The organism is Streptomyces sp. NPDC006925, from assembly GCF_042869575.1.
Taxonomy (GTDB): Bacteria; Actinomycetota; Actinomycetes; order Streptomycetales; family Streptomycetaceae; genus Streptomyces.
In genome coordinates this window covers 336,787-350,498 of sequence record NZ_JBIAGB010000004.1, presented here as the reverse complement: position 1 = coordinate 350,498, position 13,712 = coordinate 336,787, and the positions used below count along the sequence as shown (strand labels likewise).

The following is a 13,712-nucleotide window of genomic DNA, read 5'->3' as shown; positions in this document are numbered from 1 at the left end:
GCCGGCCAGTCGTCCGTCGGAGCGGGCCGTCGGAGCGGGCCGCGCTGATGTATCAGCGCTCTGACGACCACCGTCAGACCGAGGTCGCGTCGGTCTCGACGAACCGGTGTGCACGGAACCCCAGAAGGACTCCCACGGCGACGGCCGCCTTGTGGTGCGCACCCGGCGCAAGGCAGCTGCGGGCGGACGACCCGACGGCCCACTCGGCGCTCTGGACGATCTCCCGAGACCACGGGACATCCGCAGTCCGGCGCACGAGGCGGGGCGGACTGCCGAGGGCCCCGCAGACTGTGCAACACCGGGAACTCGAACGACCCGGCGACGGCCGCAGCGACTTCACGGTGTGGTTCCGCTGGACGGACCCGGAAGACGAGGGCGACGGCGACACCCGGATCTACGACGTCCTGCACTTTCGCGGCTCCGGCAAAGGAGCCGACTTCCTGCGCGCATACCCCGACCATCGCGCCCTGGAAGGCTTCGCCTGCGACGTGGAGGACGACGGCACGGACGAGATCTGCCACGTCGGCTTCGACTCCTACCGCGAGGAGTTGACGGTGAGCATCACCGCCAGCTCCGACAAGGGCCCGGGAACGGGCGCCGGCACCCGTGTCACCTTCCGCGACGTGCCCGGACTCGACGCACCCAAGGGCTTCAACGGCGGCGATGTGACCGGCGAGACCGTGGGAGACGTGACCGGCGACGGAAAACCCGACCTCGTACTCGGCCTGGCCGGTGCCGACAAAGCCCACGGCGAGGTGCTGCTGCTCCCGGACGTGGCGCATGCCGACCGGGACGCCCGGCTCCAGTCCGTCGACCTGGACAGCGCCGACGTCCCGGGGCAGAACAAGCCACACGCCCGCCCGCGCTTCCGGCCGCGGCCCCCACTGCTCGATGTCGACGGAGACGGCCCTCTCGACGTTGTGGCCACCACCACGTACGACCCCCGGCACTTCTGGCTGCTCCCCGGCTCGACCAAGGGCCTGAACACCAAGGCCACCCGACGGCTCTCCCGACGGGACCTCGGCATCCCGCGGTGAGCGCCGTACGAGGACGGAGCGCGCGGCCGGGCACTCAACACCACGGCAGAGCCTGGCCGCTGTCCGGAACGGAGCCCCTCGGCGGTACCCAGCCGGTCCAGGGCGACAAAGGACCGCCGTGGCATCGCGGCGCAGGGACAGCACGACAGCGGACGGCAGCGCCGAGTGGAACGACACGTGCTCTGGACGCGCAGGACACACGCGACGGGCACAGGACACCTGACCGCCCCCGACAACAAACAAGACCCAGGTCGCTGACCTGGGTCTTCGTCGTGGAGCGGGCGACGGGAATCGAACCCGCGCTCTGAACTTGGGAAGTACCGGACATCAAGCGGGGAACCAGGTGCTGACCTGTTGAGACGTGGCTCCCGGGCCATTGCTGGGCAGGCCCTGGAGAGCCGCTGTTGACCGTGAATCGCTGCCCTGACGGGCACGCATCGGGCACGGCGGCCGACGGTGCTGAGCTCCGCGTTCACACGTGCCCTGGTCGCGATTGCAGGTACGGCTTCGGCTGACCGGTGTCAGATGGACTGGGTGCCCCCTCTGGGGTGGCGCAGAGCGCCCCGCCGGGGGATGCCGGGGGTGCGGTGGTACGTGCCCGTGCTGCTTTAGCCGGTACTTGGCCGCAGCCAGTGGCTGCTGACCACCCATGCCCCCTTGCGTGAGCTTGCGGTATGCAATCTAATGCATATATCGTTGAGTGCATGGATGGGCAGTATGTGATCGAGGTTGAGCCCGAGGTGCGGGACTGGCTCGATTTGCTGCCCTTCCGCCTCTATCGCCGCGTGGAGGACAAGGCGGACCGTCTACTGGCCGAGCCCACGACACTCGGCGAGCCGTATTCGCGCCATCTGGGCGGCAAGCTGCGTGAGCTGCGGCTGGCGCTCGACGGGGATGCCGTCCGTATCCCCTACTGGCTCGCCCCGGGCCGTCGGATCGTGCTGCTGACCGTCTTCCGCAAGACCAGAATGCATGAGACTGCCGAGATCGAGCGGGCCCATCAGGCGCAGAAAGCCTGTGAGGCCGAGCATGGTCCGGCCCAGCACACCTACGACCGAGTCAGGGAGGCGTGATGAACCACAACCAGTGGAAGACGCGTCGTACCAAGCAGCTTCTCGGTGAAGCTGTGGAGTACGACGAAGAGTACATCGACGCACGTCTCGCCGGTGACCTCGGACAGGCCATTTACGACCGCCGCGTCGAACTCGGCCTGTCTCAGACCGAACTGGCCGATCGTGCGGAGATGACGCAACCGCAGATCTCGCGCATCGAGGGTGGAGACACCGTCCCGACGCTTCCTCTGCTGCGTCGCCTTGCCAAGGCCCTGGACGGCTCGCTGAACGTTGCGCTCACAGCGGAGGACTCCCGGGTAACCTTCACCCCGTATGCGGCCTGAGCGGTGCATGTCGCGGCTCGACAATGAACGAACCCCCGGGTCCATGACCTGGGGGTTCGCGTTGGAGCGGGCGACGGGAATCGAACCCGCGCTCTGAGCTTGGGAAGCTCATGTTCTACCATTAAACTACGCCCGCGAGGAGCCCGATATGGGCTGGCTCGTCGTCGGACACTCTACCTCATGGCAGACCCCAGTCGCATACGGCTTGGGTCTTTCTTGCTGTTCCGGGAGGTGTGTGGGGGCGTCGCCCGGTCTTCGTCTGCCCGGTTCGCGGGTGCTGTTCCGTCGTTGTCATCGCGGGGTGTCCGCGGCTCTTCGGTGTGCCCGGAATCGTGCCCGTAGCCGTGGCCCGGGGGGTGTTCCGGGCGGCTCGGTGGGCGAGTTGAGGGGCGTACGGTGGGGGCGGAGTGCCGGGCGTCAGAGCGTCGGACTCATCCCCTAACGTGGCTTTTGTCGTCCACGCATCCATGTGACTGGGGAGAGGGAAGCGATGGAATCCACTGTCGTCCGGTGTGCCGAGGGGCATGTTTTCAGCACCACGACGTTCCCGATGCAGCAGCTCGGAACCTCCCGGATCGGCCCTGGGCGGTTGTTGCGCTGTCCCCAGTGCGGGCGGCTGCGGCAGGCGGTGCCCGTGGTGCGGCAGCGGAAGGGGTGAGGGCGCGGCGTCCCCCTGTGCGGGGGCGCTCTCGGTGTCGCGGGGCCGGTCCGATTGGGCCGGCCCCGTCCCGTGCGCGTAGTCTCGGCCCGTGCTTCTCTCAGACAAGGACATCCGCGCCGAGATCGATGCCGGCCGGGTGCGGATCGATCCCTACGATCCGGCCATGGTGCAGCCCTCGAGTGTGGACGTGCGGCTGGACCGCTACTTCCGGGTGTTCGAGAACCACCGGTATCCGCACATCGACCCCGCCGTCGAGCAGCCCGATCTGACGCGGCTGATCGAGGCCGAGGGTGACGAGCCGTTCATCCTGCACCCCGGGGAGTTCGTGCTGGCGTCCACCTACGAGGTGATCACGTTGCCGGAGGACGTGGCCTCGCGGCTGGAGGGGAAGAGTTCGCTGGGGCGGCTGGGGCTGCTGACGCACTCGACGGCGGGCTTCATCGACCCGGGCTTCTCCGGCCATGTGACGCTCGAGCTGTCCAACGTCGCGACGCTGCCCATGAAGCTGTGGCCCGGTATGAAGATCGGCCAGCTGTGCATGTTCCGGCTGACGACTCCGGCGGAGTTCCCGTACGGCTCGGCGCGGTACGGCTCCCGCTACCAGGGGCAGCGTGGGCCCACGCCCTCCCGCTCGTATCTGAACTTTCACCGGACCCATGTCTGAGGCGGATCCGCGGCCGAGCGGCCTGCCGGGTGACCGGCCGGGCAGCCGGTCGAGCAACTGAGGGACGAGAGAGCAGAGGGCCACCTGTGAGTGACGAGCAGGCGCACGAGCGCGAGAACCTGACCTACAGCCTCTTCGGGCAGGCCATCCGGGAGCTGGCGCAGCAGGTGGCCGACGACGGGTACGAGCCGGACATCATCCTCTCCATCGCCCGGGGCGGGCTCTTCGTGGCCGGTGGGCTGGGCTACGCGCTCGACGTGAAGAACCTTCATGTGATGAATGTCGAGTTCTATACCGGTGTGGGGGAAACGCTGGCCATGCCGGTGATGTTGCCTCCGGTGCCCAATGTCGTCGACCTCAGCCGGAAGAAGGTGCTCATCGCCGACGACGTCGCCGACACCGGGAAGACGCTGAAGCTGGTGCAGGACTTCTGCGCCGAGCACGTGGCCGAGGCGCGCAGCGCGGTCGTCTACGAGAAGTCCCATTCCCTGGTGAAGTGCGACTACGTCTGGAAGCGGACGGACCAGTGGATCAATTTCCCGTGGTCCGTCGAGCCCCCTGTGGTCCGCCGGGAGGGTCAGGTTCTCGACGCCTGAGGGCGGGTCGGGAGGCCGGCGGGTCGGTCAACTCCGCCGTGACGGCGGCGTGTCGAGGGTGAGCGCCGTGTGGTGGGGCCTGCGCGGGTGGTTCCCTTCTCCGGTACTTGCGGGTAGGTACCGCTGGTAACAATGTTGCCGGCCGTAGGGAGACCACCTGATGGCGCGTAGGAGATCCGCGACCGCGCTCGCGGCGGCTCTGCTCATGGTGTGCGGAGGTGCGGGTGCGGCGGCTGCCGCGCCCACGAGCGGGGCTGCCACGAGCGGGGCTGCCACGAGCGGGGCGGTCGCGAGCGGGGCGGTCGCGAAGGCGGACGCCCGTGTGAGTACGGCGCTGCCGCCCGAGTTGGAGAAGATCCGGGCGGCGGAGGCCCGGGAGCTCTACGGCAGCCCGGAGGAGCGGCCGCTGGACGAGCGCAGCACGAGCCTCATCTCGCTCGGCGACAGCGAGATCTCCGGGGAGGGTGTCGGCACCTACGAGCCGGGCACCAACGGTCCGGACAACTGGTGCCACCGGTCGCCCGACGCGGCCGTACACCGTACGGGCATCGACGCGGACGTGACGTACAACGTGGCCTGCTCCGGGGCGAGCACCCAGAACATCCGGATCGGCGGCACCAAGCAGTACGCCGACGAACTGGTGCAGAGCGACAGCCTGGCCATCAAGGCACGCAACACGCGCCTCAAGCAGATCATGCTCGTCGTGGGGGCCAACGACGACCTGCGGTTCGGGCCGGTGATGACCGACTGTGTCACCCGCTATCTGACCTTCCAGGGGCGGTGCGAGTCCAAGTACGACCCCGGCTGGCAGGACCGGGTCGACGGGCTGGTGCCCAAGGTGGAGCGGACCGTGGGCGACCTGCGGACGGTGATGCGCGACGCGGGCTACGCGGACGAGGACTACCAGCTCGTCCTGATGGCCTATCCCAGTCCCATCGGTCCCGACATCAAGGACAACCCCAAGTTCCCCGGCAAGCTGATCGGCGGCTGCGTCGGCTACACCAGTGACGCCGCGTGGGGCCGCAACACGGCGGTGCCGAAGTTCGAGAAAGGCATCAGGGCGGCCGCCGCGCACACCGGGGCCGACTTCCTGGACGCCTCCCGGCTCTTCCACGGCCACGAGGTGTGCATGGAGAACACCTGGGCCCGCGGGCTGTACGTGGACCTCACCAACCCGTTCCCGCCGGACTCCAACTCGGTCCGGCAGTCCTTCCACCCGAACGTACGCGGGCACGGCGCGTTCGCCGCGTGCTTCACCGAGATGTACCGGGCCGGGCAGCAGGGCGTGCGGGAAGCCTCCTGCGCGGATCCCGCCGGCCGCGGGGAGCCGAAGCTCTACCGGCTCGCCTGGGACGACGCCTTCGGGCCGCTGCGGAACGAGGGCACCGGGAGCTGCCTGGACGCCGACGGAGCCGCGAGCGCGGTCGGCACGGACGTGCGCGGCTGGGCCTGCGGGGCGGCGGACAAGCGCAACCAGCAGTGGTGGTACGACGCGCAGGGCAAGGCGCTCTACGCGGGCCAGACCCACGACCGGTGCGTGCAGAGCGACGGTGCGGTCCGGGACGGGGCCGCGCTGGAGCTCGGCAACTGTTCCGGGGCCGGTGCGCAGCAGTTCGTGCGGAACGGGTCCACGTTCCGGCCCGCCGGGAACACCGGGTTGTGTATGACGCTGCCGGGCGCCGAGGAACGGGCGCGGCTCGCCGCGTGCGACGGGTCGGCGGCGCAGCGGTTCGCCGGTTGAGCCGGTGAGCCGCGGCGGTTCGCCGGGTGCGCTGGTGAGCCGTCGTTCCGTGTGGCGCGGTGCTCCGCAGCGCCGGGGCATCACGTACGGAGGGGCGTCCCGGGCCGGGGCGCCCCTCCGCACGTGCCCGAAGCGACCGGCGTCCGGGGCTCGCGGTCCTGGCCGCCTACAGCGTGCCCAACTTGATCAGGAACAGCAGGGCCAGCAGCTGGATGGCGGAGGCGCCGAGGGCCTTGGGCCAGGGCAGGTCGTGGGAGCGGCTGACCATCGAGGTGAAGAGGAAGCCGGCCGCTACCCAGGTCCCCCACCCGATGGCCTGGACGAAGGTGGCCGTACCGCCCAGGAACAGGGCGAACAGCAGTCGCGGGGCATCCGTCAGGGACATGATCAGCATGGCGAGTCCGACGGTGGGCTGCCACGAGCCGTCGCCGCCGAACTGCCGGGCCAGCGTGTGGGTGACGGCGCCCAGGATCAGCCCCGCGAACACCACGGCCACGCCGGTGATCAGCACATACGGGACGGCCTGCGAGAGCGTCGTGTGGAGGACGTCCTTGCGGGCCTGGTCGAGGCCGAAGACCGCGAGCAGCCCGTAGACGAACGTGACGATCAGCGCGGGGGCCCACACCGGGTAGTCGCGCATCTGCCAGAACGTGGCGTTCGGGCGCAGCACGATCCCGGTCAGCAGGTCCTTCCAGTGCAGCCGGGGTCCGGCCGGCGGTGCGGGGGCGTTGCCCGCGCGGTACGTCGCGCCGTCGGGGTATCCGTAGCCGTCCGGACCTGGGCCGCCGCCGGGGTCACCGCCGGGACCATAGGGATCCGGGCCGGGGCCGCCGTACGGGTCGTGGATGCTGAACGCCTGGGTGTTGCCGGGGTTGTTGGCGTGCGGGTCCTGCCCGTGCCAGCCCTGCGGGGCACCGGGCTGTCCGCCGTGCGCACCGGGGCCGGGGCCCGGTCCGGGGCCGTAGTTGTGCGGCGCGCCGTGGTGCGGCTGCGGGTCACCGAAGTACTCCGGCTCGCCGTGCTGCCCGCCGCCCTGCCAGGGGCCGGGTGCGGGCCCCGGCCCGGGCCCGGGTCCTGCCCCCGGGCCCTGCGGGTACGGCGGACCCGAGGGGTGCTGCGGGTACTGCCCATGCTGCTGCGCGCCCCGGGAGTCCCGGCCGCGTCCGCTCCTGAAACCAGCCACGCGATCGAACGTACCGTGTTCCGCGGGTCACGTGTGCCACGGCCGGGCGAGATGGCCGGACATCGCTGCTGACCTGTGACATCCCCTAGGGGAACCGGCCCGGCGTGACCCCCACCGAGGGGGGAGGCGGCCCGGCCGGAGGGAGAACAGGGGAGGAGGGCGCGCTCCTCCGGAAGGCGGTCACTCCCGGAAGGCGGTCACTCCCGGAAGGCGGTCACTCCCGGGAGGCGGTCACTCCCGGGAGGCGGTCACTCCCGGAAGGCGGTCACTCCCGGGAGGCGGTCACTCCCGGAAGGCGGACGGCGAAGGTGACGACGGCGCCCTGGCCGGTTCCGCCGGCCACGGTCAGCCGGTCGGTCACCAGTCGGGCCAGCCACAGGCCGCGTCCGCTGGTGGCGCCGTCCAGGCCGGGCAGCAGTTCGGGGATGACGTCCTCGGTGAAGCCGGGGCCGGAGTCGGCGACCTGGCATTCCAGTTCCCCGGCCAGGTGGCGCAGGACGAGTTGTCCGCCGCCGCCCGCGTGCTCGACGGCGTTGGTGGCCACGGCGTCGACCGCGACGACGAATTCGCCCCGGCGTGGCTCGCCCAGTCCCGCCGACGCGGCCCGCGCCTCGACCTCGGCCCGCAGTCTGGGCAGGTCGCGGAGGGTGAAGCGCAGTCGGCACAGCAGCTCGGGCGTCAGCATGCGGCACCTTCCCGCGCCGTTGACCGAGGGGCGGGCCGGTCGGCGAGCCTGACGGCGGACCGAGAGGCGAACCGGACGCCGGGGTGGCTCCGGGTGACCGTGCGCGGGCCGGGGTCCGGCGGCCGGCCGTTTTCGGCCGGTCCGTCCTGGGCCGTACGGCCCGGGGCCTCGCGGTCCGCCACCTGCTGCTCCTCCTCGCCTGTCCTGCTGCTCCGCTCCGCGTGCGTGCGGTTAGGAGGCTAGGCCCGGTACGCGGCGATGGGTATACCGCGACCGTGGTTTGGCTCGTGTGGTGCGTTAACTGATCGCATTTGACCACGACTTGCCGGAAAACGCGCAACGGCCGGCCCCGTGGATACGGGACCGGCCATCGCGAGGGTGCGAAGTACCCGGTTCAGGCCATCCGGGCGCTACGAGGCGGGCTCCGGCTCGGGCTCCGGGTCCTTCTCCGTCTCGCCGTCGGCCGCCGGGGGCTCGCCGGGTGTCTTGACCGAGTCCAGCAGGAGCTGGGCCACGTCCACGACCTGCAGCGTTTCCTTGGCCTTGCCGTCGTTCTTCTTGCCGTTGACCGAGTCGGTCAGCATGACGAGGCAGAACGGGCAGGCCGTGGAGACGATGTCCGGGTCGAGGGAGAGCGCCTCGTCCACGCGCTCGTTGTTGACCCGCTTGCCGATGCGCTCCTCCATCCACATCCGGGCGCCGCCGGCGCCGCAGCAGAAGCCGCGCTCCTTGTGCCGGTGCATCTCCTCGTTGCGCAGGCCCGGCACCCGGCCGATGATCTCGCGGGGCGGGGTGTAGACCTTGTTGTGGCGGCCGAGGTAGCAGGGGTCGTGGTAGGTGATCAGCCCCTCGACCGGGGTGACCGGCACCAGCCTGCCCTCGTCGATGAGGTGCTGGAGCAGTTGGGTGTGGTGGATGACCTCGTAGTCCCCGCCGAGCTGCGGGTACTCGTTCGCCAGCGTGTTGAAGCAGTGCGGGCAGGTCGCGACGATCTTCTTCGCGGACTTCGGCTTCCGTGTCGCCGGGTCCACCTCGCCGTCCTCGCCGAGGGACTCGCCGAAGGCCGCGTTCAGCGTGCCGACGTTCTCCTCGCCGAGCTGCTGGAAGAGGAACTCGTTGCCCAATCGGCGGGCCGAGTCACCGGTGCACTTCTCGTCGCCGCCCATGATGGCGAAGTTGACGCCCGCGATGTGCAGCAGCTCGGCGAACGCCTTCGTGGTCTTCTTCGCGCGGTCCTCCAGGGCGCCGGCGCAGCCGACCCAGTACAGGTACTCGACCTCGGTCAGGTCCTCGATCGTCTTGCCGACGATCGGCACCTCGAAGCCCGCGTCCTGCTGGATCTCCTTCGTCCACTCCAGCCGCTGCTTCTTGGCCAGGCCCCAGGGGTTGCCCTTCTTCTCCAGGTTCTTGAGCATCGTCCCCGCCTCGGAGGGGAACGCGCTCTCGATCATCACCTGGTAGCGGCGCATGTCGACGATGTGGTCGATGTGCTCGATGTCGACGGGGCACTGCTCGACGCAGGCGCCGCAGGTGGTGCAGGACCACAGCACGTCCGGGTCGATGACGCCGTTCTCCTCGGCGGTGCCCACCAGCGGGCGCTCGGCCTCGGCCAGCGCAGCCGCCGGGACGTCCTTGAGCTGCTCCTCGGTCGCCTTCTCCGCACCCTCCATCGTCTTGCCGCCGCCCGCCAGCAGATAGGGGGCCTTGGCGTACGCGTGGTCGCGCAGCGACATGATCAGCAGCTTCGGCGAGAGGGGCTTGCCGGTGTTCCAGGCGGGGCACTGCGACTGGCAGCGGCCGCACTCGGTGCAGGTGGAGAAGTCGAGGATGCCCTTCCAGGAGAAGTCCTCGACCTGGGAGGCGCCGAAGCGGACCTCCTCGGCGTCCTCGTCGCTGTCGTCCAGGGCCGTCTCGAAGTCGATGACCTTGCCGCCGGACATCATCGGCTGGAGTTCGCCGAGCGACGCGCCGCCGGTGGCCTCCCGCTTGAACCAGATGTTGAAGAACGCCAGGAACCGGTGCCAGGCCACACCCATGTTGGTGTTCAGACCGACCGTGATCATCCAGATCATGGTCGTGCCCAGCTTGATCAGCGCCCAGAGGTAGACGAGGTTCTGCAGCGTGCCGGTGTCGAGCCCGTCGTAGGCCGCGACCAGCGGGTAGGAGAGGAAGTAGGCCGGCTCGTAGCCGTCCACGTGGTGCAGGGCGCCCTCGAGGCCGCGCAGCATCATGATGGCCAGGCCGATGACGAAGATGACGTACTCGACGAAGTACGCCTGGCCCATCTTCGAGCCCGCGAAGCGCGACTTGCGGCCCGCGCGGGAGGGCAGGCTCAGCAGCCGGATCACCATCAGGACGGCGATCCCGACGGTGGTCGCGAAGCCGATGAACTCGATGTACATCTCGTACGGCAGCCAGCCGCCGATGACCGGCAGCGTCCAGTCGGCCTGGAAGAGCTGGCCGTAGGCGTTGACGATGGTCGGCGGCAGGGTGAGGAAGCCGATCGCCACGAACCAGTGGGCGACGCCCACCACGCCCCACCTGTTCATCTTCGTGTGTCCGAGGAACTCCCGGACCAGCGTGGCCGTTCGCTGCTTGGGGCTGTCCTTGCGGGTACCCGCGGGCAGTGGCTGGCCGAGCCTGACGAAGCGGTAGATCTGCGCGATGGCGCGGGCGAACAGCGCAACGCCGACCGCGGTGAGCAGCAGCGTGACGACGATCGCGGCGAGTTGCATAGCGGCTCCTCGGAGCACGGAGGCGGCGTTTACTAAGCAGTAACTTATCCAGTCCGTACGAGACTACCCACTTGTCGCCGCTCCCTGCACCGCGCACCCCGGTGATTTGCGTCGCCCCGCGCGGGCGGGCCCGGCCCCGCGGGGGTCCCCGGTCCGGGGTGGAGTCTTCCGGGAGCGGTCCGGGAGTCGTCCGGGAGCGGTCCGGGAGCCGTCGGCCCCGGGGGTCGCGTACCGCTGCCGCGCCCCTCCTGGGCGGGGCTCCGGGTCTCCTCGCAAGCAGGTATGCGCGCACCGTAGTCATGGAGCTTGAGTCGGCTCGACTCAAGCTTCTTGACGCATTCTCCCCGGTCGTGCACTCTTGAGTCAGCTTCACTCAAGACCAAGCTGGAGGAACCCGAAATGGCTCGTGCGGTCGGCATCGACCTGGGTACGACGAACTCCGTCGTCAGTGTTCTCGAGGGCGGTGAGCCCACCGTCATCACCAACGCCGAGGGCGCCAGGACCACGCCGTCCGTCGTGGCCTTCGCGAAGAACGGCGAAGTGCTCGTCGGCGAGGTGGCCAAGCGGCAGGCGGTCACCAACGTCGACCGGACGATCCGGTCGGTCAAGCGGCACATGGGTACCGACTGGAAGATCGGTATCGACGACAAGGAGTTCAACCCGCAGCAGATCAGCGCCTTCGTGCTGCAGAAGCTGAAGCGGGACGCCGAGTCGTACCTGGGCGAGAAGGTCGCCGACGCGGTCATCACCGTCCCGGCGTACTTCAACGACGCCGAGCGGCAGGCCACCAAGGAGGCCGGCGAGATCGCGGGCATGAACGTGCTCCGGATCGTCAACGAGCCGACCGCCGCGGCCCTCGCCTACGGGCTGGAGAAGGAGGACCAGACGATCCTGGTCTTCGACCTCGGCGGCGGCACCTTCGACGTCTCGCTGCTGGAGATCGGCGACGGTGTCGTCGAGGTCAAGGCGACCAACGGCGACAACCACCTCGGTGGTGACGACTGGGACCAGCGGGTCGTCGACTACCTGGTCAAGCAGTTCCAGTCCGGCCACGGCGTGGACCTGGGCAAGGACAAGATGGCCCTCCAGCGCCTCCGGGAGGCCGCGGAGAAGGCGAAGATCGAGCTGTCCTCGTCCACCGAGACCACGATCAACCTGCCCTACATCACCGCTTCGGCCGAGGGCCCGCTGCACCTGGACGAGAAGCTGACCCGGGCGCAGTTCCAGCAGCTCACGCAGGACCTGCTGGAGCGCTGCAAGACGCCGTTCCACAACGTGATCAAGGACGCGGGCATCCAGCTCAGCGAGATCGACCACGTGGTGCTCGTCGGCGGCTCCACCCGGATGCCCGCCGTCGCGGAGCTCGTCAAGGAGCTGACCGGCGGCAAGGACGCGAACAAGGGCGTGAACCCGGACGAGGTCGTGGCCATCGGCGCCAGCCTCCAGGCCGGTGTGCTCAAGGGCGAGGTCAAGGACGTCCTGCTGCTGGACGTCACCCCGCTGTCCCTCGGTATCGAGACCAAGGGCGGCATCATGACCAAGCTGATCGAGCGCAACACCACCATCCCGACCAAGCGCTCGGAGACCTTCACCACCGCGGAGGACAACCAGCCCTCGGTGCAGATCCAGGTCTTCCAGGGCGAGCGGGAGATCGCCGCCTACAACAAGAAGCTCGGCATGTTCGAGCTGACCGGCCTGCCCCCGGCGCCGCGCAACGTCCCGCAGATCGAGGTCACCTTCGACATCGACGCCAACGGGATCATGCACGTCTCCGCCAAGGACCTGGGCACCGGCAAGGAACAGAAGATGCAGGTCACCGGCGGCTCCAGCCTTCCCAAGGAAGACATCGAGCGGATGATGCGGGAGGCCGAGCAGTACGCCGACGAGGACCACAAGCGCCGCGAGGCCGCCGAGACGCGCAACCAGGCCGAGCAGCTCGTCTACACGACGGAGAAGTTCCTCAAGGACAACGAGGAGAAGGTCCCGGCCGAGACCAAGTCCGAGGTCGAGACCTCGCTGGAGGACCTGAAGGAGAAGCTCAAGGGCGAGGACACCGCGGCCATCCGTGAGGCGTCCGAGAAGGTCGCGGCCACCAGCCAGAAGCTGGGTCAGGCCCTCTACGCCGACGCCCAGCAGGCCCAGGAAGGCGGCGCCGAGGGCGGCGCGGCCGGTGCCGGCAAGGCCGAGGGTGGCGCCGGTGAGGACGACGTCGTGGACGCCGAGATCGTCGACGAGGACCAGAAGCCCAAGGACGGTGCGGCGTGACGGAGGAGACCGCGGGCTTCGGCAAGGAGTCCGACGTCCCCGCCGACGCCGGTGAGCCGAGTGACGCGGACCGGGCAGCCGCCTCCGACCAGGAGGCGGCGCCCGGGGCGCCGTCGGCCGGGGACGCCCAGCAGAGTGAGGGCGATGTGAGCGCACAGGACGTCTGGGAAGCGGAGGGCGGCGACCAGGAGCAGGGCGAGTCCGCCGAGGGCGGCCCGGTCTCCGAGCTGGAGGCCGCCCGGAAGGCCCTCCACGAGCGCACCCAGGACCTTCAGCGGCTGCAGGCGGAGTTCCAGAACTACCGCCGCAGGGTCGAGCGGGACCGGGAGGCGGTCAAGGAGATCGCCGTCGCGAACCTGCTGACCGAGCTGCTGCCGGTGCTGGACGACATCGGCCGGGCGCGGGACCACGGCGAGCTGGTGGGCGGCTTCAAGTCGGTCGCCGAGTCGCTGGAGACCGTCGCGGCCAAGATGGGGCTGATGCAGTTCGGCAAGGAGGGCGAGCCCTTCGACCCGACGGTGCACGAGGCTCTGATGCACTCCTACTCTCCGGAGGTCACGGAGACGACGTGCGTGCAGATCCTGCAACCCGGGTACCGAATCGGCGAGCGGACCATCCGTCCCGCGCGGGTCGGCGTGGCCGAGCCGCAGCCCGGTGCCGCGGGCGGCAAGGGCGAGGCCGGTGCCGAGGCGCCGGCGGCTGAAGAGGAGAACGGTGGCCCGGACGAGGGCTGACCGCGTGCGGGAGGA

Annotated in this window: 11 protein-coding genes and 1 tRNA gene; 8 read left to right on the top strand and 4 right to left on the bottom strand. The window is 69.7% G+C overall.

The features are described 5' to 3' along the window. The first annotated feature begins 290 nt into the window (after positions 1-290). The 3 genes from ACFYNS_RS09160 to ACFYNS_RS09150 all read left to right on the top strand — a co-directional run bounded on the left by ACFYNS_RS09160 (position 291) and on the right by ACFYNS_RS09150 (position 2,433). A complete protein-coding gene (locus tag ACFYNS_RS09160) occupies positions 291-1,037 on the top strand; it encodes a hypothetical protein (RefSeq protein ID WP_388601776.1) in 747 nt (248 codons plus the stop codon). 704 nt (positions 1,038-1,741) lie between these two features. Then, positions 1,742-2,110 carry a type II toxin-antitoxin system RelE/ParE family toxin gene (locus ACFYNS_RS09155; protein WP_243084624.1) on the top strand — a complete coding sequence of 123 codons (369 nt, stop codon included), beginning with the start codon at positions 1,742-1,744 and terminating at the stop codon, positions 2,108-2,110. Beyond that, entirely contained in the window at positions 2,110-2,433 is a 324-nt protein-coding gene (locus ACFYNS_RS09150; protein ID WP_027759829.1) for a helix-turn-helix domain-containing protein, read from the top strand. The genes ACFYNS_RS09155 and ACFYNS_RS09150 overlap by 1 nt, the downstream gene beginning before the upstream one ends. Positions 2,434-2,495: 62 nt before the next feature. Here the strand turns inward: ACFYNS_RS09150 and ACFYNS_RS09145 are convergent. Beyond that, positions 2,496-2,569, bottom strand: a tRNA-Gly gene (locus ACFYNS_RS09145). 613 nt (positions 2,570-3,182) lie between these two features. On the opposite strand from ACFYNS_RS09145, the gene dcd reads away from it, so the two are divergent. The 3 genes from dcd to ACFYNS_RS09130 all read left to right on the top strand — a co-directional run bounded on the left by dcd (position 3,183) and on the right by ACFYNS_RS09130 (position 6,095). Continuing rightward, positions 3,183-3,758 (top strand): dCTP deaminase, encoded by a 576-nt coding sequence (dcd, locus tag ACFYNS_RS09140; protein WP_074998957.1) that lies wholly within the window; start codon positions 3,183-3,185, stop codon positions 3,756-3,758. 86 nt (positions 3,759-3,844) lie between these two features. After that, a complete protein-coding gene (locus ACFYNS_RS09135; protein ID WP_360289987.1) occupies positions 3,845-4,354 on the top strand; it encodes a phosphoribosyltransferase in 510 nt (169 codons plus the stop codon). A 160-nt stretch (positions 4,355-4,514) separates the two neighbouring features. Beyond that, on the top strand, positions 4,515-6,095 hold the full coding sequence (locus tag ACFYNS_RS09130) for a ricin-type beta-trefoil lectin domain protein (protein WP_388601773.1): 1,581 nt from the start codon (positions 4,515-4,517) through the stop codon (positions 6,093-6,095). A gap of 166 nt (positions 6,096-6,261) precedes the next feature. Here the strand turns inward: ACFYNS_RS09130 and ACFYNS_RS09125 are convergent, their stop codons facing one another. From ACFYNS_RS09125 to ACFYNS_RS09115, 3 genes are all read right to left on the bottom strand, one after another. Continuing rightward, complete coding sequence (locus ACFYNS_RS09125) at positions 6,262-7,278, bottom strand: Yip1 family protein (RefSeq protein ID WP_360289991.1); 1,017 nt, start codon at positions 7,276-7,278, stop codon at positions 6,262-6,264. Positions 7,279-7,543: 265 nt separating this feature from the next. Next, positions 7,544-7,963, bottom strand: a complete 420-nt coding sequence (locus ACFYNS_RS09120; RefSeq protein ID WP_360289993.1) for an ATP-binding protein — start codon at positions 7,961-7,963, stop codon at positions 7,544-7,546. A 410-nt stretch (positions 7,964-8,373) separates the two neighbouring features. Next, the gene (locus ACFYNS_RS09115; RefSeq protein WP_360289995.1) at positions 8,374-10,698 is read right to left on the bottom strand and encodes a (Fe-S)-binding protein; all 2,325 of its coding nucleotides are present in this window, start codon (positions 10,696-10,698) and stop codon (positions 8,374-8,376) included. Positions 10,699-11,097: 399 nt separating this feature from the next. Between ACFYNS_RS09115 and dnaK the strand changes: the two genes are divergently transcribed. Next, positions 11,098-12,963 (top strand): molecular chaperone DnaK, encoded by a 1,866-nt coding sequence (gene dnaK / locus ACFYNS_RS09110; protein WP_276478753.1) that lies wholly within the window; start codon positions 11,098-11,100, stop codon positions 12,961-12,963. Beyond that, positions 12,960-13,697, top strand: a complete 738-nt coding sequence (gene grpE / locus ACFYNS_RS09105) for a nucleotide exchange factor GrpE (RefSeq protein WP_360289998.1) — start codon at positions 12,960-12,962, stop codon at positions 13,695-13,697. The genes dnaK and grpE overlap by 4 nt, the downstream gene beginning before the upstream one ends. Positions 13,698-13,712: the final 15 nt, after the last annotated feature.